This is a genomic window from Arthrobacter sp. GAS37 (assembly GCF_044908325.1).
In the GTDB taxonomy this organism is placed as follows: domain Bacteria; phylum Actinomycetota; class Actinomycetes; order Actinomycetales; family Micrococcaceae; genus Arthrobacter; species Arthrobacter ramosus.
In genome coordinates, this window is record NZ_JBIYDB010000029.1 from 1 (window position 1) to 23164 (window position 23164).

At 64.9% G+C, this 23164-nt stretch carries 19 protein-coding genes; 7 read left to right on the forward strand and 12 right to left on the reverse strand.

Translation table 11 applies throughout. From position 1 onward, the window contains the following. The coding region (gene glgP / locus ABH924_RS18500) for an alpha-glucan family phosphorylase (protein ID WP_404501169.1) at positions 1-1436 on the forward strand (1436 nt) is incomplete at its 5' end. 79 nt (positions 1437-1515) lie between these two features. Here glgP and ABH924_RS18505 read toward each other — a convergent pair. Then, the gene (locus ABH924_RS18505) at positions 1516-2640 is read right to left on the reverse strand and encodes a LacI family DNA-binding transcriptional regulator (RefSeq protein WP_404501171.1); all 1125 of its coding nucleotides are present in this window, start codon (positions 2638-2640) and stop codon (positions 1516-1518) included. Between the two features lie 174 nt (positions 2641-2814). On the opposite strand from ABH924_RS18505, the gene ABH924_RS18510 reads away from it, so the two are divergent. Further along, positions 2815-3918: a Gfo/Idh/MocA family protein gene (locus ABH924_RS18510; RefSeq protein WP_404501173.1), complete on the forward strand. Its 1104-nt coding sequence runs from the start codon at positions 2815-2817 to the stop codon at positions 3916-3918. Beyond that, positions 3918-4667, forward strand: coding sequence for a ThuA domain-containing protein (locus tag ABH924_RS18515; protein WP_404501175.1), 750 nt, complete (start codon positions 3918-3920; stop codon positions 4665-4667). The genes ABH924_RS18510 and ABH924_RS18515 overlap by 1 nt, the downstream gene beginning before the upstream one ends. Here the strand turns inward: ABH924_RS18515 and ABH924_RS18520 are convergent. The 8 genes from ABH924_RS18520 to ABH924_RS18555 form a co-directional block, all read right to left on the reverse strand. Further along, positions 4660-8091 carry an error-prone DNA polymerase gene (locus ABH924_RS18520; protein WP_404501177.1) on the reverse strand — a complete coding sequence of 1144 codons (3432 nt, stop codon included), beginning with the start codon at positions 8089-8091 and terminating at the stop codon, positions 4660-4662. The genes ABH924_RS18515 and ABH924_RS18520 overlap by 8 nt on opposite strands. Positions 8092-8132: 41 nt before the next feature. Beyond that, entirely contained in the window at positions 8133-9740 is a 1608-nt protein-coding gene (locus ABH924_RS18525) for a DNA polymerase Y family protein (RefSeq protein ID WP_404501179.1), read from the reverse strand. Continuing rightward, entirely contained in the window at positions 9737-10393 is a 657-nt protein-coding gene (locus tag ABH924_RS18530; protein ID WP_234749805.1) for a hypothetical protein, read from the reverse strand. The genes ABH924_RS18525 and ABH924_RS18530 overlap by 4 nt, the downstream gene beginning before the upstream one ends. Positions 10394-10461: 68 nt before the next feature. Beyond that, positions 10462-12294: an ABC transporter permease subunit gene (locus ABH924_RS18535; protein WP_404501181.1), complete on the reverse strand. Its 1833-nt coding sequence runs from the start codon at positions 12292-12294 to the stop codon at positions 10462-10464. Then, the gene (locus ABH924_RS18540; protein WP_404501183.1) at positions 12294-13820 is read right to left on the reverse strand and encodes an ABC transporter substrate-binding protein; all 1527 of its coding nucleotides are present in this window, start codon (positions 13818-13820) and stop codon (positions 12294-12296) included. Before ABH924_RS18540 ends, ABH924_RS18535 begins: the two co-directional genes overlap by 1 nt. A 52-nt stretch (positions 13821-13872) precedes the next feature. Further along, on the reverse strand, positions 13873-15144 hold the full coding sequence (locus tag ABH924_RS18545; protein ID WP_404501185.1) for an MFS transporter: 1272 nt from the start codon (positions 15142-15144) through the stop codon (positions 13873-13875). Further along, on the reverse strand, positions 15141-15947 hold the full coding sequence (locus ABH924_RS18550) for an ABC transporter ATP-binding protein (RefSeq protein WP_404501187.1): 807 nt from the start codon (positions 15945-15947) through the stop codon (positions 15141-15143). The genes ABH924_RS18545 and ABH924_RS18550 overlap by 4 nt, the downstream gene beginning before the upstream one ends. Further along, positions 15944-16756, reverse strand: coding sequence for an ATP-binding cassette domain-containing protein (locus ABH924_RS18555; RefSeq protein WP_404501189.1), 813 nt, complete (start codon positions 16754-16756; stop codon positions 15944-15946). The genes ABH924_RS18550 and ABH924_RS18555 overlap by 4 nt, the downstream gene beginning before the upstream one ends. 133 nt (positions 16757-16889) lie before the next feature. Between ABH924_RS18555 and ABH924_RS18560 the strand changes: the two genes are divergently transcribed. Next, entirely contained in the window at positions 16890-17678 is a 789-nt protein-coding gene (locus ABH924_RS18560; RefSeq protein WP_404501191.1) for an alpha/beta fold hydrolase, read from the forward strand. 7 nt (positions 17679-17685) lie between these two features. On the opposite strand, the gene ABH924_RS18565 is transcribed toward ABH924_RS18560, so the two are convergent. Beyond that, entirely contained in the window at positions 17686-18531 is an 846-nt protein-coding gene (locus ABH924_RS18565) for a phosphotransferase (RefSeq protein WP_404501193.1), read from the reverse strand. A gap of 88 nt (positions 18532-18619) precedes the next feature. On the opposite strand from ABH924_RS18565, the gene ABH924_RS18570 reads away from it, so the two are divergent. From ABH924_RS18570 to ABH924_RS18580, 3 genes are all read left to right on the forward strand, one after another. Then, the gene (locus ABH924_RS18570; protein WP_404501195.1) at positions 18620-19222 is read left to right on the forward strand and encodes a cadmium resistance transporter; all 603 of its coding nucleotides are present in this window, start codon (positions 18620-18622) and stop codon (positions 19220-19222) included. Between the two features lie 90 nt (positions 19223-19312). Then, complete coding sequence (locus ABH924_RS18575; protein ID WP_404501197.1) at positions 19313-19876, forward strand: hypothetical protein; 564 nt, start codon at positions 19313-19315, stop codon at positions 19874-19876. Positions 19877-19923: 47 nt separating this feature from the next. Then, positions 19924-20295, forward strand: coding sequence for a sec-independent translocase (locus ABH924_RS18580; RefSeq protein ID WP_404501199.1), 372 nt, complete (start codon positions 19924-19926; stop codon positions 20293-20295). 4 nt (positions 20296-20299) lie between these two features. On the opposite strand, the gene ABH924_RS18585 is transcribed toward ABH924_RS18580, so the two are convergent. Both ABH924_RS18585 and ABH924_RS18590 read right to left on the reverse strand, forming a co-directional pair. After that, positions 20300-22021, reverse strand: coding sequence for an amidase (locus ABH924_RS18585; RefSeq protein ID WP_404501201.1), 1722 nt, complete (start codon positions 22019-22021; stop codon positions 20300-20302). Further along, positions 22018-23064, reverse strand: a complete 1047-nt coding sequence (locus ABH924_RS18590) for an agmatine/peptidylarginine deiminase (protein WP_404501203.1) — start codon at positions 23062-23064, stop codon at positions 22018-22020. Before ABH924_RS18590 ends, ABH924_RS18585 begins: the two co-directional genes overlap by 4 nt. Between the last annotated feature and the right edge of the window lie 100 nt (positions 23065-23164).

Below are 23164 nucleotides of genomic sequence, written 5' to 3' on the forward strand. Positions count from 1 at the left end.
TCTCCCGCGAGATGTTCTCCGGGCTCTGGCCAGGCTTCGACCACTCCGAAATCCCCATCACCTCCGTCACCAACGGCGTCCACGTACCCACCTGGATCGATCCGAAGATGAGCAGGCTCGCTGCAAAGCACTTTGGCAGCACTGATGTGGACGCCACCGGTTGGGACAAGATCTACGACGTGGATGATGCCGAGCTTTGGGGCCTGCGGGGCGAGTTGCGGTCTGCTTTGGTCGATGACGTGCGCAAGCGCCTGCGATCTTCGTGGAAGAAGCGCGGGGCGGCCGATGCCGAGCTGGGCTGGACGGACACCGTGCTGGACCCGGACGTCCTCACGATCGGTTTCGCCCGGCGCGTGCCCACCTACAAGCGCCTGACCCTGATGCTCCGGGATCCGGCCCGGCTCAAGGCGCTGCTGCTGCACCCCCAGCACCCCATCCAGCTGGTCATCGCCGGCAAGTCCCACCCCGCGGACGACGCCGGCAAGAAAATGATCCAGGACCTGGTGAAGTTCACCGACGACCCCGCCGTCCGGCACCGGATCGTGTTCCTGCCCAACTACGACATCGCCATGGCCCGCACCCTGTTCCCGGGCTGCGACGTGTGGCTGAACAACCCGCTCCGGCCCCTGGAGGCCTGCGGGACGTCGGGGATGAAGGCGGCCATCAACGGTTCCCTGAACCTCTCGGTCCTGGACGGCTGGTGGGATGAGATGTACGACGGCGAGAACGGCTGGGCGATCCCGACCGCCAACAACGACGCGTCCCCGACCGAACGCGATGACATCGAAGCCGCCGCCCTTTACGAGCTCCTGGAGACCCAGGTGGCCCCGCGCTTCTACGGCTCCACGGTTTCCGCGGACGCCGGCGCCGCCGGGCCCTCGCAGTCCGGCCCGGAAGCCATCCCGACGCACTGGGTGTCCATGATCAAGCACACCCTGGCCCACCTCGGCCCGGCAGTCTCGGCCGACCGCATGCTCCAGGACTACGTCAACACCCTCTACCGCCCGGCAGCTGTCGCCGGCAGGCAGGCGGGAACGGCCTCGTTCAAGGAAGCGAAGGAACTGGCGGCCTGGACCACGAAGGTCCGCAACGCCTGGCCGCAGCTGATCGTCGAACATGTCGATTCCATCGGCGTCTCCGAAGAGCCACAGATCGGGGACACCCTCCAGGTCAACGCCTACATCGCCCTCCACGAACTCACGCCCGAGGACGTGTCGGTTGAAGTGGCGTATGGCCGGGCCCAGGACGGAGACGAACTGGAGGATGTCGCCCTGGTCGAGCTGACAGAAACAGAAGACCTCGGCAACGGGCGCCACCTGTTCACCGGTTCCATCCTGATCAACCGCTCCGGATCCTTCGGCTACACCGTCCGGGTCTTCCCGAAGCACCCCTCCCTGGCCTCGAAGGCCGAACTGGGGCTGATCGCGAACGCCTAAGAATGCGCGCCCCCGCTGCAGCTCGAGCAGCGGGGGCGTATTCCGTTAAGGGGATCCTCGCCACGGTAGCGGCTTGGATTCAGCCGCACCCGCAGCTTTCCCGGACTACAAGCTCTACGGGTAGCTCTTTGGCCACCGACGCGGATCCGGGATTGGCGATCTGGTGGATGAGGATCTCGGCGGCGGCGCGCCCAAGGGCGATCATGGGCTGTCTGACGGTGGTGAGCGTGGGGCGATTGACGCGGCCGGCCGCCAATCCGTCGAAACCCGTGACGGCAATCCGTCCTGGCACTTCCACCCCGGCCCGTTCCAGGGCATCCAGATACAGGAGCGCCTCGGCATCGACGGAACAGACAAGGGCTTCAGGAAGTGCGGCGCCGGATACCAGTCGCTGGATGGTTGCGTCCGCGTCCTTGGCGAGGTTGACGCCGGAACTCAACCTGCCGGCTGCGTCCCGCCCCGGTGCGGGCAGCGTTTGGGTGTCCAACCCTGCCTCGGCCATGGCTTGGGCGTACCCGTCGAAGCGCTGCTCACGATCCGGCGAACCGGACGGGCCCACAAAGGTGATGGCGCGGTGTCCGTGATGGTGGATCAAGTGGTTCGTGAGTACCCGCATGCCTTCGGCGTTCTCCACCGAGACCCGGTTCAACCCGGTCTCCTCCGGCGGCTCGGCCAGCTCCACGACCGGAATCCGTTCGGCGATCCGCCGCAGCACCTCAACCGGAAAAGTATTGGGGAACACCGCCAATCCGTCCACACGCCCGGCAATGTCGTTGATGTCGGCCTCGGATCTGCCGCCATTCCCCTCGCCGACCATGAGTACGTAGCCACTCCTGCGGCATTCCATTTCGACGCCGCGTTGCACCTCGTCGTGATAGAGCGGGAACAGTCGAAACTCCTCGTTGGCATCGTCGGAGAACAGATCCCTGGGTAGGAGCGCGTCCGCATCGCCGTGGACGCGGGCCGCGCCAACCCCTGCGCGGTTGAAGTAGTCGTAGGAGAAAAGGCCGATCGCTCCCGTTTTTCCCGTGGCCAGGCCCCTCGCGCTGGCACTTGGCAGGTAGCCGAGTTCGTGTGCGGCCGCCATCACCAGTTTCCTGGTGGATTCGCGCACCCGGTGCGGCTGTGTGAAGGAGAGGGATACTGTCGCGATCGAGACGACGGCGCGCTCGGCGACGTCGTAGATTGTTGGTTTCTTGGCCATGGCGACTCCTTTTCCGGCCCTCAGTCTAGGCGCATTCCCCGCCGTGGCCGCTCGTGGCATGCCCGGATCCGGAAAGGCGAAAAGTCGAAGCGCTTAACCGATTGACGCTGTTCGGAGGCCCATGAAAGCGTATTTATTGGCCCTAACCGGGATACGTGAAAAGACAGGAATACCGTGGGCATTCAGCAGCAAACAACGTCAGCACGCCTCAAAGTGGGCGTTGTGGGCATCGGATGGGCTGGTCAACAGCACCTTAAGGCTTACAGCGCCATCGAAGGCGTGGATATCATCGCTGTCGCCGGGATGGAAGAAGAGCTCCTTGCCCAGGTGAAGCAGGAATACGGCATTCCGCATGCTTTCGCCCGTTGGGAAGACATGATCGGGCTGGAAGGCTTGGATGCAATCAGTGTCGCCGTTCCGACCTTCCTGCACGCTCCGATCTCCATAGCGGCCCTGGAGCGTGGACTGCACGTGCTGAGCGAAAAGCCACTGGCACGCAACGGCGACGAAGGACGCGCCATGGTCGAGGCGGCCCGGAAGGCCGGCCGCGTCTTGGACGTTGCGTTCAACCACCGCCGCCGTGGCGACATTCAAAAACTCAAGAGCATCATCGACGACGGCGGACTCGGACGTCCGTACTACGCCAAGGGTTCCTGGCTGCGCCGCTCAGGCATCCCTACCCTGGGCAGTTGGTTCACCAATCCGGAACTGGCCGGCGGCGGCCCGCTGGCTGACATCGGAGTCCACGTCCTGGACTACTCGCTCCACCTGTTGGGCGAGCCCAAGGTCCTGTCCGTTTCTGCGCAGACACACTCGGAGCTGGGTCCGCAAGGCCGTGGCGGCAACGCCCGCTACACCGCTGGACCCGCGAGCCACAAGTTCGAAGTAGAGGACTTCGCTTCTGCCTTCATACGGCTCGAAGGCGGAGGCACCCTGATCCTCGAGGCGGGCTGGGCGAGCTACCGGGAGGTGGACGACTTGCTCGACTTCACGGTCTACGGGACCGACGGCGGTGCCGAACTACGCGCCGTCGGGGCCCCGCTGCAGCCCGTCGGCAGCTTGAAGATCTTCGCGGAGAAGGACGGCGAAAATGCCGACTACGAGCCCGAAGCCCTCCCCGGCCTTGCCCACAAGGCCGTCGTCGATGACTTCATTGCCGCCGTCCGCGGCGGGGAGACGGTCTGGGGACAACACGACGGATCCCTAGCCCTGAGCCGGGCACTTATCCTTGATGCCTGCTACAAGTCCGCCCTCGAACAACGCGAAGTGGTGCTCTGATGACTGACAAAAAACTGAAGATCGTCGTCTGGAACGAAGCCGTCCACGAGGCCCGCAACAAACCGGACACCATGGCGGAAATGTACCCGGACGGCATCCACGGTGCCATCGCGTCGGGCTTGCGGGGCTTCTATCCGGATGCTGAAATCACGACGGCGACCCTCGCCGATCCCGAACACGGGCTGGATGAGGAAACCCTTGCCGCCACCGACGTCTTGCTCTGGTGGGGTCACATCGCGCACCACGAGGTGAGCGACGAGGTAGTGGAACGCGTCCAGAGGCATGTCCTGGGCGGGATGGGACTCGTGGTGCTGCACTCAGGGCATTTCGCGAAGATCTTCACCCGGTTGCTGGGCACCACGTGTTCGCTCAAGTGGCGCAACGACGGCGAACGCGAGCTCGTGTGGACGGTCAAGCCATCGCACCCGATCGCGGCCGGGGTCGAGAGCCCCATCCTGATCCCCAAACAGGAGATGTACGGCGAACTCTTCGACATCCCGGAGCCGGACGACCTGATCTTCATCAGCTCCTTCGAAGGCGGCGAGGTGTTCCGCTCCGGCGTGACGTTCTCCCGTGGCAAGGGGCGGATCTTTTACTTCAGCCCCGGTGACCAGGAGTACCCCGTCTACCACCAAGCGCAGATCCAAAGGGTCATCGCGAACGGCGTGGGCTGGGTCGCGCAGCCCGAACAGTTCCGGGATGCCCCGGCAGTGACCAACCCGGCCAGAGGCTGGTTTTTGACTACCTGAAATCGCGGGAGTTGGACTTCACTGTCAGGACCAGGGGTTCCAGCTTGTCCGCCACGAGATTGGTGACTCCTTCCGGCGATCGTTCAAGGAAACCCCGGACGATCAGTGCTGATGATTCCCGGGCTACACGGCGATGCCTCTTCCAGAGACCAACGCTGCAGATGACGTTGAGGATGCCGCTCTCGTCCTCCAGATTGACGAAGGTGATCCCTTGCGCGGTCTGGGGGCGTTGGCGGTGGGTCACGATGCCGGCCACTTCAACACGCGTGCCGGACTCGACCTGGGAGAGCCGGTCCACCCGCAGCACCCCTCTGGAATCCAGGTCCCCGCGGGCATGGCGCATCGGGTGGTCATCGGTACTGATTCCTGTGGCCCACATGTCGTAGGCAACATTTTCCAGGGGGGAGAGCTCGGGCAGCAGTGGCGGCTGGACGGCGACATGGGTCCCCGGCAATTGTCCTTCCCGCTCAAGCGCGGCATCGCCGGCCTGCCACAGTGCTTCGCGGCGGTTCATGCCCAGCGAATCGAGGGCGCCGGCGGACGCGAGTGCCTCCAGCTGGTCCGCGCTGAGATTCGCGCGGCGGGACAGATCCGCCATGTCGCGGTAGGGGCCATGCTCCTCGCGTTCGGTGACGATCCGCTTCGCCACCTCGGCACCGATGGACGTGACGCCGTCGAGTCCCAGCCGCACCGCGTGTGAGCCATCCCGCCGGTGCAAGTGGTCCTCGCGTGGTTGATCCTGCTGGAAAAGGCCGATCTTCGGTTGGCGGAAGTCCAGGCAGGAATCCATGCCGCCCACCTGACCCGCCTCTGCCCCTGTAGCCTCATCGAGCACTTCAAGGGTCGCCTCGGCAAGCGAATGCAGTACATCCGGGCGCAACACGTGGACCCCGTGCCTGCGGGCATCCGCCACGAGGGTTTGGGGGGAGTAGAAGCCCATGGGCTGTGCCCGAAGCAGGGATGCGAGGAACGCGCCAGGATAGTGCAGTTTCAGCCACGAGCTTGCGTAGACCAACACCGCGAAGCTCAAGGAGTGGGACTCCGCGAAGCCGAAGTTCGCAAAGGCCTGGATCTTGGCGTAGATGGCGTCGGCGTCGTCCTTGCTGATCCCGTTGGCCGCCATCCCCGCGTAGAGCTTGGCCTCCAACGACTCGATTTTCTCCCGGCCCCGTTTGGAGCCCATCGCGCGGCGGAGCAGGTCCGCGTCCTCGGCAGTGCAGCCACCCACGGCAACTGCCATCTGCATCAGTTGCTCCTGGAACAAGGGCACACCCAATGTCCGCTTAAGCACGGGCTCCAGCAATGGATGAAGATACGTGATTTTTTCCGTGCCTGCGCGGCGTCGGATGTACGGGTGGACGGCGCCACCTTGGACGGGACCTGGGCGGATCAGCGCGATTTCGACCACCAGATCGTAGAATTCCCTCGGTTTCAGCCGAGGCAGCGTGCTGATCTGGGCCCGTGATTCGACTTGGAACACCCCGATCGAGTCAGCCCGGCAGAGCATGTCGTAGACGGCCTGTTCTTCCCGCGGGATGGTCTCGATTGTCCAACGCTCCCCGAAATGCTTGTCGATGAGATCAAAGGAGTACTGCAGGGCGGCCAGCATGCCCAGGCCGAGAAGGTCGAACTTGACCAGGCCCATCCATTCGCAATCGTCCTTGTCCCATTGCAGGACCGTGCGGTTTTCCATCCGGGCACGTTCGATGGGTACCACCTCGCCAACAGGCCGTTCGGTGAGGACCATGCCGCCGGAGTGGATGCCCAGGTGCCGGGGGAAGCCCAGTATCTGATCAGCAAGGTCCAGAACCGGGGCCGGGATGTTGTTGGTCTTGCCTTCGCTGAGATCGCCCCAGTGGTCGAGCCGCTTGGACCACGCGTCCTGCTGGCCTTGGCTGTAGCCGAGTGCCTTGGCTATGTCCCTGACGGCGTTCTTTGGGCGGTAGCTGATGACATTCGCTACCTGGGCCGCGTTGAACCGTCCGTATTTGCCGTAGACGTACTGGATGACTTCTTCCCGCCGGTCCGAGTCGAAATCGACGTCGATGTCCGGTTCTTCCTCGCGGAGGCTGGAGAGGAAACGCTCAAACGGAAGGTTGTAGAAGATACTGTCGACGGCGGTGATCCCCAGCGCGTAGCAGACGGCCGAGTTCGCCGCCGAACCCCGGCCTTGGCAGAGGATGCCGCGGGAACGGGCAAACTGCACGATGTCGTGCACAATCAGGAAATAGCCGGGGAAGTTCTTCGCCTCGATCACTGCGAGTTCCTGCTCGATCCGGCTACGGACCCGTTCGTCGGCGTCCGGGTATTTGTCCCTCACACCTTCTTCAACAAGTTGCCTGAGCCAGGTGATAAGACTGTGCCCTGCAGGAACATCAAGCTTGGGGAGCTTCGGGCGGGCGGCCCGTAACTGGAACGCAAGCTCGTCGGCGATCCCGACAGTCCGTTCGACCGCGCCGGGGTAGCGGGCGAACCGTGCTGCCATCTCGGAACCGCTCCGCAGATGGGCGCCGCTGCTCGCGGGCAGCCACCCGTCCAGTTCTTCCAGGCTGCGGCGTGCCCGGACAGCCGCCATGGCCGTTGCCAGCGGGTATCCCTCCGGGGACGCATAATGGACGGCGTTGCTGGCGATGAAAGGTATGCCCGCCCGGTCGGCAATACGGACGAGGGCGTCGTTGTGACTGCTGTCGAGGGGATTCCCGTGATCGAAGAGCTCCACCACCACGTTTTCCCGTCCGAATCTCTCGATCAAGGCCTCCACTTCAAAGGCAGCGGCTTGCTCGCCGTCGTTAAGTAGGGCCCTCCGGACTGAGCCTTTGCGGCATCCGGTCAGCACCAGGCAGTGGTCCCTCAGGGAATGCGCCAGCGCATCGAGGTCGTAGATGGGGTGTCCCTTCTCGGCATCGGCAGCAAGATGGGCGGACGTCATCGCCCCAGCCAAGCGGTGGTAGCCCTCTTCCTTGCGGGCGAGGACGAGCAAATGGTCACCTTCGGGGTCGGCTTCCCCTTGCTGGGGTTTGCTGAGCCCGAGCGAAAGCTCAGCGCCGAACACTGTCTTCAGCTCGTAGGCTTCGGCGGCCTCCGCCATTCGCACGATCCCGTAGAAGCCGTCGTGATCGGTCAGTGCGAGGGCATGAATGCCCAGCCGGACTGCCTCCTCAACCAGTTTCTCGGGTGAGGAGGCGCCGTCCAGGAAACTATAGTGCGAATGCGCGTGCAGTTCGGCATAAGGCACGATGCCGGCACCCGGCCTCGATGCGACCCTTGCGGGCTCGAGGGGGACCGGACGGTAAGGCCCGCGTTTCCTTGACCAGGCGGGGCTGTCACCGCCGTCTCCTTTGGCCTTGCCGATCTCCGGCACGCGCCGGTCCGAGAGCGTGCGTTCGAACTCCGACCATGGGATTGACGGATTGTTCCAAGCCATCTTTGTCTTCCTGACTAAAGTTCGGTGTTCGACTCTGGTGTTCAGTCGTAGCGGGCCTCTGCCCACCAGTTCTGCTCGTCCAGGAGAAGGAGCCAAGCCTCTCCGTTTCCGTCCACAAGCTGGAACCGGTCCGCTTCAAGGCGGTGGTCGGCGTCCCACCATCTCTGCCGCAGCGGCCAGGGGCCGGCCCACTGAGCTACGAGTCGTCGTCGTGCAGGGTCTCCGCCGGGACAGAACCACATTGGCGGGGCAATCAATCCGCCTCGATGGTCTGTGCGGACTTTTTCCTTGTTCGCATCAAGCAGCAGGACAGGGATGAGGGAAGCGAACACCGTGGCGGGCTGAGGGTCTGGAATCCTGCCTGGCCACGGCCTGGAGGCCAGGGCGGCCGTTCCAACGGGCACGGCATCTCCCCAAGGAACCAGGCGGCGCCGCTCGGCCAGCAAGCGACCTCCGGAGATCGCAGGCACTACTACGGCTTCATGTCCCAGCATGCTTTGGATCCGGCTGAGTCCATGATGAATCTGTTCCTCGGCTCCGTCTCCAAAGAGCGCCCGCCCATGATGGGCGATGGAGTCCACCCGGACGGGGACGAACTCGACCCGCGTGACCGGTGACGACAGTCCGGCGCGAGCCATTCCGCCGTCGTGCGTTTTATCGTTGGCGTGGGCAGGGGGCGGTGACTGAAGCTGCCAACGCACCCTGTCCACGACGTCGCTGGCCGTGAAGTGGCGGGGGTGGCCCCACGTGCGCTCGGAGCGGCTCCCTGCTTCGTCCGTGATCAGAACCCTCAGCTCCGTGCAGACCAAGCCTTCCGTCTGCACTCCGGCCACGAAGTCGTCTGCCGTGGCCCGGAGCTGGAAGGCGAGTTGGTCAACCCGGTCCAGACCGGGTTCGAATTCCGCCCGTTGATCCAGTTTCCGCGGGGGAGTCCGGGGGATCACCTTGCGGGGATCCTGTCCGCTTGCCAGGGCGTGCGCAGTGATTCCGGCAGCCCCGAAACGGGCCCGGACATCTGCGGCGGGAAGATTGGCGAAATTCCCCAAAGTGAGGATGCCAAGGCGTTTGAGCAAGGAAGCCAGCTTCGGCTGGCCTAGTACTTCCACCGGAAATGGGGCCAGGAAATCCCGGGAAGAACCCGGCGGGAGCACAAGAACGGCGGAGAGTTCGCTGGTGCTCCGGGCTGCTTGCTCGGCGGCAAACACGGAATCGGCGATCCCCACCCGTGCTATCACGCCGAGGCTGTCCGCCGATTCAAGCGCGGCACCTGCGGCCGCTTCCTCTCCGCCGTAATATCGGGCGGCACCCTTGGCCCGGATAGCGCATAGGCCGGGGCGAAGCACTTCCACGCCAGGAGTCCGTTCCTCGAGTGACGAGACCACAGGCTCGAATTCCCTCGCATCCCGCACAGGATCAACGGCACATACCACCAGCTCAGGACAACGGGTCTGCGCTTCCCTTAGCCGCAAGCCCCGGACCACTCCCTCTGCCCGGGCTTCCGAGGAGCAAGCAGCTATGACACCTTGGCCTATGACTGCGGAAGGTACATCAGGCGGCAGGGCATCTGCCAAGCGGGCGGCGACAAGGGGCCAATCCGGGAACCAGGTCACCAACGCGCGCACCGGGGTTTCAAGCTGAAACAGCATCATGCTCCCATCCGATGGCGGGACAGATCTACCGGACCGCTGTCCGCAAGATCCACGGAGGCCCTGCGGGAACTGCCCCGCAGGGCGACGTCGAGTTCGAGCTCCTGTTTTTCGAGATGTCCGTGGCCCTGTCCGAGCCCCGCCCACTCGTATCCATTCACTTGCAAGACGGCTTCACTCTGCGGCCAGGGTCCCATGACAAGGAGGACGGAACTCCGCTCCCGGAGCCTGGCTCCCAAGCGGGCAGCCTCGGCGGGTGCGACTCTTTCCGGAGCACGCGCAAGCACCACCGAGAGCACGTCCGCCATGGCGGCGATCACCTGCGTCCAGCTGGTCCCGGGGTCAGGCACCAGCACCAGCCGGTCAAGAGCAATGCCGAAACCTGCTGCCGCCTCGATCCCGAAGTCAGGCAGCCCTGCTACCCCGCACCATGAGCCATTGCGTGACGGGCCGGCCAACAAGGCCATGGCCAGCGACATGGATCCCTGTATGGAGTACGCCGCTCCCGGGCGCAGTCCGCCCGGGAGGAGCCTGCTGAGTGAGGGGAGGACGGGTAGCGAGCGTTCGCTTCCGCGCTTGCCCTGCATGAGGTGGATCTGCGCCTGCAAGTCATCGCGCAGCGAAGCCGGCGAAGCGGAAGACAGGCGAGATGACATACTTCAATTTTCGAACATATATTCGAATGAGTCAATTGCTCGGGATCCCGCTTCGAGGGTTGGCCTCCTCAACGATCTACTGTTTTTGACGCGGGTTCCCGGTTCCGGGCGCGTGGTTCCGGGCCGGCGCTGGCAGTGTCAGCGGCGAAACTGGTCGGTTGTTGAGGGCTACGTTCCCCCTGTTCCCGCGACCACGTCACGCTCGACAATGAAACAGCCAGGATCGAGGCGAGAATCAACGCCGACGCCGGGGCGGCAACGGTCCAAGGGGCACGCCCCACGTAGTTGATTCCCTCAGCGAGGATGAGGCCCCACTCGGGCGACGGCTGATGAGGGCCGAGGCCGAGGAACCCCAGGGCAGCCAAGGCAAGCGCGATCCCCGGTATCCGGAGCATCGAATGCCTGAACACCGGGCCAAGGATGGCCGGGAGGATATAGCGCCAGAGGATGCGGACCCGCCCTACGCCCAGGACCGGAAGGATCTTCACGTGGGGTTGGGCCCTGGCCTCCTGCGCCAAGGCCGCGGTGTGGGCGGCCAGGGGTGCCCAACTGACCAGGGTGACAGCTATCGCCGCACCTTCAGCCGAGGGCCCGGTCATCACGGCAACGATCAGGCCGGCCAGGATAGGCGGAGCGGCGTTGGCTACTTCAAGGGGACCGGTGGCCGCGAGCGGGAAGAGCCCGACGACGATCCCGATCACAAGGCAAGCCAGCACCACGAGCAAAGCAGTTCCGAGCGTGGACACGGCACCGTGCCCCACCCGGGCAAGGAGGTCCCGTCCGCTGGCATCGGACCCGAAAGGCAGTTCGAAGCCCGGGCCGGCAAGCCGCGGATGGCTCGAGGTGAATGGATCGCGAAGCAAGCCCGCGACGACGATGAGCAGCAACGCTCCCGCCGCAACGAGCGGAACGGCGGCATCCCGCCGTCGTGATCTTCCCTGCGAGTCCGGAACCGGAACTGTCCCCGAGCGCAGCGCCGCTCCCAACAAAAGATATCGGGCCGCGGCGCTGAGGGAACCTGCCGCGACGGCCAGCATGAGAAGGGCCAGTACTCCTGCCTGCAGCGCGGGAATGTCCTGGGCGCTCGCCGCGCCCAGGACCGCGCGGCCCAAACCGGGAATCGCGAAGACCTTCTCAACGGCAACCGCCCCGCCGGTGAGGCCAATGAGGACAAGCCCGATCTGGCTCGTCACCGATGGCAGGGCCCGGCGGAGCACCGCCGCGGTGAGCCTGGCGCGGCTGGCTCCGGCCATGGCCCAGGTACCCACCCATTTTTCGGCGAACGCCAGGCTGATGGCATCGGAAAGCAGCCGCCCGATGAGCCCGCCGGCAGGCAGGCCGAGGGAGAGGGCCGGCAACACCGCGTGGTCCAGGCCCTGCCAGCCATACGGGGGGAACCAGCCCAGCCACACCGCGCCGACGACAAGGAGCATCGCCGCCAGGAGGAACTCGGGGAGCGCAGTCATGGCCGCAGCCACGACGCCGGAACCCCGGCCCGGGTTCCCGGCCAGCCCGCGCACCACGGAAGGAACGCACAGCGCCGCGGCCACCACCGTTGCAACGGCCACCGCGCAGGCCATCAGGGTGACGGAGACTCCGAGGGTTTCCACGGTGCCGGGGCCAACAGGCGTGTTGGTAATCCAGGAATTTCCCATGTCCCCGCGCAAAAGGCCTCCGGCCCAGTCGAGAAAGATGTGCAGCGGCCCTCGATCGAGTCCGAGCTCCGTGCGGATCATGCCCAGCGTGTCATCAGTCGCTTCCCGGTCGGCGTACCGGGCCCGCAGGATGGTGTACTCCGGGCTTTGTCCCGAAAGCCACGGCAAGAGCCCGATCAGCACAACTATGGCGAAGAGTGCCACGGCCCGGGAAACCGCGGTTTTGATGAACGCCGGGCCCCGCATCAGCCGGCGATTCCTGTCTTGCTGGTGATCAGGGCGCGCTCGCGGGGATCACGTTCGACGTTGCGGATCCTGGCTGATTCGCCTTGGATGACGCGTTCGTGCAGCAGCGGCACGGCCGCATCTTTCGAGAGGATCAGCGCCTCGGCGGCGGCAATTGCCGCCCGGCGCTCCGGGCCTGTCGGAATGGCTGCGGCCTTGCTCAGTGCTGCGTCCACCTCTGCATCGCAGAACTGGGAGATGTTGAAGGAGCCTTTGCAGGAGAAGTCGCTGAACATGTAGGCGACGGGGTCGCCGGAGTCGAGGACCGTGGCCCGAGACAGGATGAAGGCATCGAATTTGCCGGCCAGGGCGTCTGCCTCGATGTGCTGGTACTCACGGACTTCCTGCTCCACGATGAAGCCGGCGGCTTCGAGCTGCTGTTCAAGCTGCACGGCGACCTCGGGCAGTTCGGCCCGGTCCGTGAACGTGCCGAGTTTGATGCGGCGGCCATTGGCGGGTGCCGCTTCCGCCCGCTTCTTCAGGGTTTCGATGTATGAGGTGTTTTGCCGTTCCTTGGCCGCCCAGGGGAGAGCCGGGCCCAGAAGGGCTGCGGCGATGTCCGCACGTCCCTCGTAGACGCGGTCAACAATGGTGGCCCGTTCGACCGAGGTGCGTGCCGCTGCCCGGACAGCAGGATCCGCGAAAGGACCCGCCTTGGTGTTCAAGTAGAGGGTATTGGTGCGGGGCATGGGGACTTCATGAATCAGGTCCGGCTTGATCTGGGCGACCTGCCCTACGGGAATGGCCTCCACGACGTCGGCAGTTCCGGTCCTCAGCGCGGCCGCGCGCGCCGTACCGTCGGGAACGTATTGGACGTCGACGCCGCCGCTCGCCGCCTTCTCGCCCCAATAGTCAGCGAAGCGGTTGAGTGTTGCCGAGCTGGTGCCGTCCGCAGACGCAAGGACATAGGGGCCCGTTCCGGCGTTGATGGGGCTCACGACCCCGCCGGGCTTGTAGGCGGACGCGGCAAGGATGGAAAGCTGCGGGCTGGAAAGCCGCTGCGGAACCAGAGGGTCGTCCGTTTGGGTGGTCACGACGACGGCGTTCCCGCCGTCCGTGCGGACGCTCAGCTGGACGCCGTCGAGGATCCGCGGCTTGGGCTTTGCGTTGGACGCCGCCGTCAACGATGCCGCCACTTGCTCGGCCGTTAGAGGCGTCCCGTCATGGAATTTCACGCCTGCGCGGAGTTCGAAGCGCCAGTTCTTGCTGTCCAGTTGCTTCCAGGCTGTCGAAAGCGATGGCTGGGCATCGCCGAGGGCATCCAGGACAACCAGTGTCTCGGCGGTCTTCCAGCGTGAGAGTTTGAAGGCGTCGTCGCTCAGCGGGGTGAGCCCTGAACGGGGCGGCTGCAGCATGGCTACTTTGATTCGGGAGTCAGTACTGCCGGCCGATGATGCGTTGCTTTGGGCGAAGCAAGCGCTGAGTGCGGCGGCCATTGCGGAGGAGAGGAGTATCGCGGCAAGTGCTTTTGGACGTGGAATAGCCATGGATGGGTGCCTGTCTTTCGTGGGTGTGAGTGGATTAGACGGGGTGAGTGGATTAGACGGGGTGGAGTTGTTGCGGGTGCGGAGCCGGGACGGGTTTCGGAAGGAAACGGTGAATGAGTGTCGCGGAGGTTATTGCGAAGATTGCCGACACCAGCCACGGAGAGGCCGCGGTCAGGGAGGGTGTGGTGGCCTGTTCGTAGAGGGGAGCAAGGACAACATTGCCGAGGAGAACCATCGTTCCGCCGCAGCTCGCGAGCAGGCCGTAGTAGGTGCCGGTGGGGCGTCCTGAGGCAAAATCGAGGACCAGATCCATGGCAACGGGTGCCACGCACATGTGCCCGACGGCGAGCGCGGTGACCAGCAGGAACGCCGGCAGCGCAGGGAATGCGGCGGGCGGGGGGAATACGGCCATCGCTGCGATGGCCACGAAACCCAGAGCCTGGACGACAAAGCCCGCGGCGAGCGCGACGCCCGGCCCCTTCCGTTTCATGAGCCTGGCGATCGGCCACTGCAGGGTGATGGTCAAAACGGATGCGTAGGCAAAGATCGCCGAAAGCGCACCCAGACCCGTATCGCTTCGTTCCAGCTCGATGGGTAGCCCGAAGTAGAGCTGGTTATAGGCAAAGAGGTTGACGCTATAGAAAGCCGCGAATGCCACGAAGCGCTTTTCCTTGAGGCAGGACCGAGCGTCCGACGGCGGTGCGGCCGCCGGGTGCCCGGCGGCGGTTTTGACGGCGCTCGCCTTTGTCGTTGGAAGGAAGGCGTTGAAGACCGCGGCCATCACGGCAAAGACGCCCGCCCCGACGAGCAGGGCTGTGTCGAAGCCGGTCTGAAGCAGGATGGATCCGAGCAGGGGACCTGCTACGGCCCCGATTTCTCCGAAAATGACCAGCAGCGCAAAAAGAGTGGTTTTGTGGGGCTGGAAGGCGGCGCGTCGTTCTTCGGCCGCACCCACAAGGCTCTCCAAAGCGGGTGAGAAGAGGGCGCCACCCACCCCTGTGATGACGGCTCCCAAAAGGAAAAGGGGGAAGTCCGAGGCCCAGAGCAACAGAAGGTACCCGGAAATCCTGGCCAGGCATCCGGCGATCATGACAGGCCGGGCTCCCCAACGATCCGCGGCTGTACCGCCCACGAGGAACAATCCTTGCTGGGCGAAAGTACGGGCGCCGAGGACGATTCCCACCGCCATTGCACCCATGCCAAAGTCCTCGCGCATCGAAACCGCCAAGAAGGGGACTACTGAATAGAAGCCAAGGTTGAAGATGAGCTGGCTGGCCAGCAGGAGCCGGGGCGAGGGCTCCGCGTGTCCGTTCACATCTTTCACGGCTTGTCCCTGTCGGTTTCCTTGTACCGGCTCAGCCGGGGGATGGAGGTTACGAGCTCCTTGGCTTCGCGGGTCTGTGGTTTGGCGTACACGGCCGCGGTGGCTCCTTGTTCCACGACGCGTCCCCCGGAGAGGACCAGGGTCTGGGAGCACAGGCGGGCGACGGCGGCCAGGTCATGCGAGACAAACAGGATCCCGAGGCCGTCCCGATGGACCAATTGCTCCATGAGGTCCAAGACCGTGTTCCTGAGGGGAAGATCGAGCCCGCTGACCGGCTCATCTGCCAGGAGGATGCTCGGCGCGGGGACCAGTGCCCGTGCAATGGCCACGCGTTGGTTTTGCCCACCGGAGAGTTCGCCGGGCCGACGCCTGAGCATGCCCCGATCGAGATCGACCCGCTGCAAGGCGTCCATGATCATCCCGCGGTGGTCTCCGTCGAGGCGCAATTGCCTCAGGGGTTCAAGGAGAAGGCGCTCCACGTTCATGCCCGGGTCGAGGCTCGCCGCCGGATTCTGCGGTATGTATTGCACCGCGCGGCGGTACCACCTCAAGGACGAGGCCGGGCCGGGCACAACCGGGGTGTCGTTGAACGTGACGGTTCCGGCATTCGGCTTCTCCAAGGCGAGCAAGATCCGCAGGAGCGTCGATTTTCCGGCGCCCGAGCCACCCACCAGGCCGATGGTGTCTCCTGTGGCAATGCTGAGGGACACGTCCTGCAATACGGGCCGGGCTGGCCGTTGCTTCAGGAGCCCTCTGCCTGGGTAGCTGAGTCCCAGGTTGTCGGCGCTCAATATTGCATTCATGCGGTGGCTTCCCGGGGAAGGGAATCAAAGCCGACATGGGCGGATTCCACCAGCTCCTTCGTGTAACGGTGCTTGGGCGCCTCCACGAGTGACTGCATCGATCCCCCTTCGACGATCCGGCCGGAACTTAAGACAAGGGCCTGGTGGCAAAAGGCGGCAGCGACAGCGAGGTCATGCGTAATGAACAACATCGCGCCGGCGGATCCGGAATGCGTGGATGCGGAACGCGCCGATTCCGAATACAAGGACAAAGCCTCGAGGACCTTGGCCTGGCTGACCATGTCCAGTGCGGTTGTGGGTTCGTCCGCCACCAAGACGGTGCTACGGCAGGCCAGGGCGAGAGCGATGCAGACCCGTTGCAGCTGACCGCCCGACAATTCGCCGCTGAAGCTTTCCATGGTCCGTTCGGCTTCCTCTATTCCGACCGACGCGAGCAGCTCAAGTGCTTGTTGCCGTGCCGCGGAGACCGAAAGGCCGGCATGCCGTAGCGGGATCTCAAGCTGTTTGCCGAGGCGCACCAAGGGATTGAGTGCGGACATCGGGTCCTGATGGATTGCGGTGATCCGGGCGCGACTGCTTTGCCTGTTGGACAACGGCACGTCCACTCCGTTGATCTGCAACCGCGCGGAAGCACTCATGGCGGCTGGAAGCTGTCCCAGGAGGGCGGCCGCGGTCAGGGATTTGCCCGAACCAGAGGCTCCGAGAAGGGCCAGTCTTTGACCCGGGTCAATAGCGAAGCTGACTCCGTCAATCAGGGCGCGTCCACGGAGGGACACCCTCAAGTCTTGAACCAGGAGGGCAGGGTGCATGGGGAACTCTCGGGTAGGAACGATGAATGAGTATTGATGCTATCAATACTCATTCTCATTAATCGAAATGTTGAGGCGCGTTGAGTTCCCCACGCTCTTGCCAAGTAGCTACAGCCTGCGTTTAGGGTGGGACGTGGACTTTGAACACGGCTACGCGCACAACGGTTCCCTACGGATGTATTACGAGGTTCATGGCCAACCTCGGCCGGGCCGCACGCCCTTGGTATTGATCCATGGCGGCGGGTCCACGATCGAGTCGAACTTCCGGGAGCTCATCCCGCTGTTGATCGGGACGAGGCAAGTCATCGCCGTCGAAGAGGAAGGCCATGGCCGCAGGGCGCCGATCGATCGCCCCCTCACCGCCGAAGACTCGGCTGCTGACGTCGCGGCGGTCCTTCGTCAGCTGGACGTTCCGTTGGCGGATGTGCTCGGCTTCAGCGCCGGCGGGCACACCGCGCTCGCCTTGGCCATGGAACATCCTGCGGTGGTACGCAAGTTGATCATCGCGTCGTCGATGGCCGCACGCGATGGCATGGTGGAAGGATTCTGGGACGGACTCCAAAACGCCACTTCCGCAGACATGCCCGAGGTTTACCGGGAGGCCGACCTCAAGCTCAATCCGGACCAACAACACCTCGAGAGACTCTTTGTCCTGGACAGCCAGCGAATGCTGACCTTTCCGGGATGGACCGACGAGCAATTGGGCTCCATCACGGCTTCGACTCTCGTGGTGCTCGCCGACCGCGATGTGATCAAGCCCGAGCACGGGGTGCAGATGGTCCGGGCCATCCCGGGGAGCCGCCTGATGATCGTGCCGGGAAACCACGGAGACTACCTTGGGGAGCAAGCAGCCAGCGACGGCGATCTCCGGACTATGCGCGCGACGCTTCCTTTTCTCCTGCGCCACCTCGACGAAGCTTAAGGGCCGGTCACGTTATTGCGGCGTGGAGAACTGCCGCGTTTTCGGCCAGCCACGCTTGGCGGCGAAGAATCTTGTCACCGACGCCTTCGTCCCACATCCGCTTCCAGCCGCCGCCCTGGGTGATCGCCCTGCGCCGCATCAAATGCCAGGAGCGCTCGGCGGCGTTCCGGGCCACGTCAACTACTTTGGCGCGATCAACTGGACCCAGGCCATAGGCGTCCACCAGCACGGCGGCCCGGGAGGCGCCGTCGACCTGGCGCATGACGGGATCGCGGTCGGTGGCGGGCATCCAGGCGCCCCACCAGAGGAGCAAGTTCGCAACTTCTTCCGCCGGGGTTGCGGGGCGCACCAAATCGAAGTCGATCAGGGCGACGGCGGAACCGTCGCGGAAGACGACATTCTCCGGAGTGATGTCCATGTGGGCGAGGAATGTCGCCGGTCCCGCAATCGAGGCCGGGCACCCGTGGGGATCGGCATCGTCGCCCGCGCGTCCCCAGCCGGGTATGCCAAGCGGCTGCACGGCGTCATCGTAGGCCCGCACCAAGCGCGCGACGCTGATGGCGCTCGATTCGTCGGCGACCCAGCTTGGCCAGGGGCGGCCGGCGGTGTTCCCAGGAACGAAACTCAGGGTGTCCCTGCCGCTTTCGTCGATGCCCAGGAAGCGGGGCGCTCCCTGGAATCCGGTCGATTGCAGGAAATCCAGGAGACGGCGGACCCGCTGCGAAGCGTCGCTTGCAGGGCGCCGCACTGTATCGCCCACCCGGACGAGCCCCTCCGTCACGTCCCCGCCGAGTAGCGGAACGGCAGGTTCCGGCTGCCCGGGCTCGACGTACGGACGGGTATCTGCAGTCATCGTCCGATGCTGCCACGGCCGGGTCGATGGCGCCAGCCGGTGTGGTCCGGGCAAGCGCGCCCGTCTCCAAGCGGTAGTGTCATCTGCGATGGAAGATCTGGGCGGCACCGTACTGACAGCGGCTGGAGCCTTTGCGGCGACAAACCTTGATGACGTCCTGGTCTTGTCCGTTCTCTTCTTGTCAGCCAGGACGCGGCCGGTGCCAAGACTCTGGAGAATTTGGGTAGGCCAATACATCGGCATCGGAATGCTGACCGTGGTGGCGGCTGCAGCGGCAGTGGCGCTCACTCCCGTCCCGGTGGAGTGGGTGGGTTTCCTCGGTCTGGTGCCGCTTGTTTTGGGCTGTTACGCCTTGCTCAAGGTTGCCCGCCCGTCCGGCGATCCACCGAAGCCCCGGTCGCTGACGCTGCCTTTGGTTGTCGCCGTGACAGTAGCCAACGGTGGAGACAACATCTCGGTATACATACCTCTATTCCGCTCCCTGGGACCGGCTGCTTCAGTGGTGACGGGTCTGACTTTCGCGGTGATGGTGGCGGTGTGGTGCGCCGCCGGCTACTGGCTGACAGCGCATCCGACCGTGGCTGCGCTCTGCCGCCGGGCTGGAAACTGGGTTATTCCTATGGTGTATGTCGCGCTCGGGGCCACCATCATTGTCCGCTCCGGAGTCATTGCCCTGCTGTTCCAGCGTTGAACTACACGCAGCATGCAGGGTTCTCCCATTCGGAAGTGATATGACTGCGGGTGGGTTTCAACCGGAAGCGCGCAGGAGGATTGGCAGGGTATGTTCCGAAATTGGTTTGTTGTAGCCGCTCTGGTGCTGCTTTTCGGGGCAGCGGCTGTCTTGGGGTTCGCAGCGATCTTCCGGGCCAAGAGCGTGGCGGCCCGGATTGACGCGGCCGCAGCGGGGATATTGGCCGCAACTATGGCAGCCGTAGGGCTCGGATGGGCTCCGCTCGGTATAGTCCCACTGGGAGCAGCTGTTGGCCTTGCCTTCCTCTTGTTCGTCGTAAGGATCGTGTACCAAGGGCCACGGACAGCGGGAACAGCCGAGGCAGGGCGATGGTCGGCGATCTATGGAGCGGCAGTGGCGGCACTTTCGGGCTGGGTGCTGCTCTCCGCGTCGAGTGGAGCTGGAACGGTGTCGGATCATCCAGGACACCAACTGGGCATCATCCTTGCTGACATCATGGGCGCGGTGCTCATGATATTCGCCGCCACGGGGTGGGTGTTGGGTACCTTCGCGATGCCGGCTGAGAGCAAATCGCACGCTGTGCCTCGATTGAAGGGAGTCCGCGAAGCGTTGATGGCTGCTGGACTTGCCGTCGCGTTGTTCGCGATCTCCTGAGCGCGGTGCCGCCCGGAACGACCGGGCGGTGGATTTAGAATGGAGCCATGATCGATATTTCGGTCGAGAAGGTAGCCCTTCTCCTGATCATTGCCGTTTTGGTCCTTGGACCGACCAAGCTTCCGGAGTATGCGAGGAAGCTGGGGCGGCTTATCCGCGAGTTGCGGCGCATGGCCTCCGGCGCGCAGGAAAAGCTCCGCCAGGAGCTCGGCCCGGAATTCGAGGACATCGATTGGCGCAAAATGGACCCACGCCAGTACGATCCCCGCCGCATTATCCGCGAAGCCCTCCTGGAGGACGAGCCGCTTCCTGAGCCGGTCGTCCCAACACAGGCGCAGACTCCGGGCCAGCCTCCTGCCCGCCCGGTTGTGCGTTTGGCGGCCGGGCAGAAGGCTCCTTTCGACGACGAGTCCACCTGATCCGTTAGTCGAGGCGCGGCGTGCGCGGGGGAGCGGTGCGGCGCTCGCCTGTTGCTTCGAAGGCCGCAGCCAGTGCCAGCAGTGCGGTGTCGTCGTACGAGCGGCCGGCGAACGTGAGCCCCACGGGCATGCCGGTATCGCTCATGGTTCCCATCGGCACGGTGACCGTCGGAATCCCCAGATGCCGCGGGACGAGGTTGCCATTGGCCACCCACACGCCGTTGCGCCAGCCGAGATCGGCTGAGGATTCGTTGACGTCCATGTCGGCCGGTCCGACGTCGGCGGCGGCCGGGAAGATGACCGCATCCAGGGCGAGACCGTCCATCCATTCCTCGAGGTCCACCCGCCGGGTCTCTTCGAGTCCGCGCAGGCCTTCTTCGAGGGACGGGATGTCGGTGACGGAAGCAACCCTGTGCGCGCGGATATGCGCCGGGTAGTCGGCAAGGTCGTCGTCGAACCCGTCATAGCGGTCCGGGAGCGCGCCGTCGGGGTGCGGGAAGATCGTGGTGCCGTCGACGTCGGCCAGGCTTTTGAGTGCCGGATCCCCGTTGGCTGTGAGGAAGTCGTCCCAGGCCCAGGCCGAGAGATCGATGATTTCCCGCTGGAGGAACTCCGGGCTCACCATTCCGCGGGTGGCGATGGTGGGTGCGCCCGGGCGGTCGCCTTCGTAGTTGGAGACCACGGGGAAGTCGACCAACACCACGTCGGCACCGGCGGCTTCGAGGTCGCGCCGGGCAGCCTCCCACAGTTCGACCACGGAATCGCGGGTCTGGATTCGTTGGCCGGTGGGTCCGCCGATACCAGGGGTTTCGCTGGTGCCGGCGTCGGGGTCCGCGTTGATGTACATGGCCGGCACCCCGAAGCGTTTGCCCTTCAGGGCCGAGCGCGCGCCGTCGACGTCGGATGGTGCCAGCGCCGGGTAGGAAGCAGGACGGACCCGGGACGCGGCCGGGATCTGGACCCATGGCTGCGCGCGCCAGAAGTCGCCGCGGGTTTCGGCGTCGTCGGCAACAATGACATCCAGCAGTTCCAGGAGGTCTGCCATGGACCGGGTGTGGGGCACCACGACGTCCATGGTGGGGACCAGCGGCCAGTTGCCGCGCACTGAGATGACTCCGCGCGACGGTGTGTACGCGCACAAGGCATTGTTCGACGCCGGTGCGCGGCCGCTGGACCAGGTCTCCTCGCCCAGGCCGAAGGCTCCGAAGCTCGCCGCGGTAGCGGTTCCCGAGCCGTTCGAGGATCCGGAACCGAAGGCCGCGGTGAGGAAATCGACGTTGTAGGGGCTCTCGGCGCGTCCATAGACTCCGCGTTGCATGCCGCCGTTGGCCATGGGTGGCATGTTGGTCAGGCCGATGAGCACGGCCCCGGCTGCGCGGAGGCGTTCGATGGTGAAGGCATCGCGTTGGGCGATGAGGTTTTCGAACGCGGGGGAGCCCGCGGCGGCCGTGAGCCCTTTGGCCAGGTAGCTGTCCTTGGCGGTGTAGGGAATGCCGTCGAGCGGCCCGAGGGCGGTGCCGCTTGCCCGGCGCCCGTCGGAGGCCCGGGCATCCGCGAGCGCTTCGGGGTTCATCACAACAAGCGCGTTCAGCGTGATGCCGCTGCGGTCGTAGGCTTCGATGCGGTCCAGATACGCCTGGGTGAGTTCTTCGCTGGTTACCTCGCCGGCCTCCAGTGCTGCCCGCAACTGCGCAATGGAGGCCTCGACGACGTCGAAGCGGCTCATCGTGCAGCCTGGCTGGTGAGTTTGGGCTGCTGTTGCGTGATGCAGTGGATTCCTCCGCCCCGGGCGAGGATTGGCCGGGCGTCCACGGTGACGACGCGGCGGCCCGGGTAGGCCTCCGCCAGGATTTCCGCGGCCAAGGCGTCGGCCCGCTCTTCGCCGTAGCCGCACGCGATCACGCCGCCGTTGACGACGAGGTGGTTGACGTAGCTCCAATCGACGAAGCCTTCCTCGTCGCGCAGGGTCTCAGGCGCGGGAAGCAGGGCGATCTCGAACGGCTTGCCTGCGGCGTTCTGCTGGGTTTCGAAGAACCGCTGGAGGGTGCGGCTGACCTCGAAGTCGGGGTGACCTGGGTTGGTCTGAGAGTGCAGCAGGACCCGGCCGGGAGAGGGAAGGGTGGCCACCATGTCGATGTGGCCGCGCGTGCCGAGGTCTTCGTAGTCACGCGTGAGGCCTCGCGGTACCCAGACGGTGTGAGTAGTGCCCAGCGTGCGTGATAGTTCCGCTTCGACGCGGGCCTTGTCTGCGTAAGGGTTTCGGCGTGGATCCAGCTGGACGGTTTCGGTGACGAGGACAGTGCCTTCACCATCGACATGGATGGCGCCGCCTTCGTTGACGAGCAGCGAAGTGACCAGCTCCGCGCCGGACTCTTCGGCGACAAAGCGGGCCATGCCGGCGCTCTTCTCCCATTCGGACCAAGCCGGGGCGCCCCAGCCGTTGAAGATCCAGTCAACTGCGCCGAGCACGCCGGGACGCTCGTCGTCGACGACGAAGGTGGGCCCGACGTCGCGCATCCAGAATTCGTCGAGGGGAGCCTCAAGCTGTTCGATTCCGGCGCCGAGCATGCGGCTGGCCCGGTCCCGTTCGCTGGGGTCGACCACCATGGTGACGGGCTCGAACTCGGACACGGCATGCGCGACGGCGGTCCAGGCCGCGTACGCTTCTTCGGCCGAAGCGGCGTCGTCGCCCAAGGTCAGGCCAGTGCGGGGGAACGCCATCCAGGTGCGCTCGTGGGGTGCGGTTTCGGCTGGCATTCTCCAGGCCATGGAAGTCTCCTCTGTGTTGTGAGGTCGCAGCCGCGGGACCAGGGCGTCCTTGCCTTGGGTGCGGCTGGGTGTTTGCGATTCGGCGTGTTCGGAATTTCCG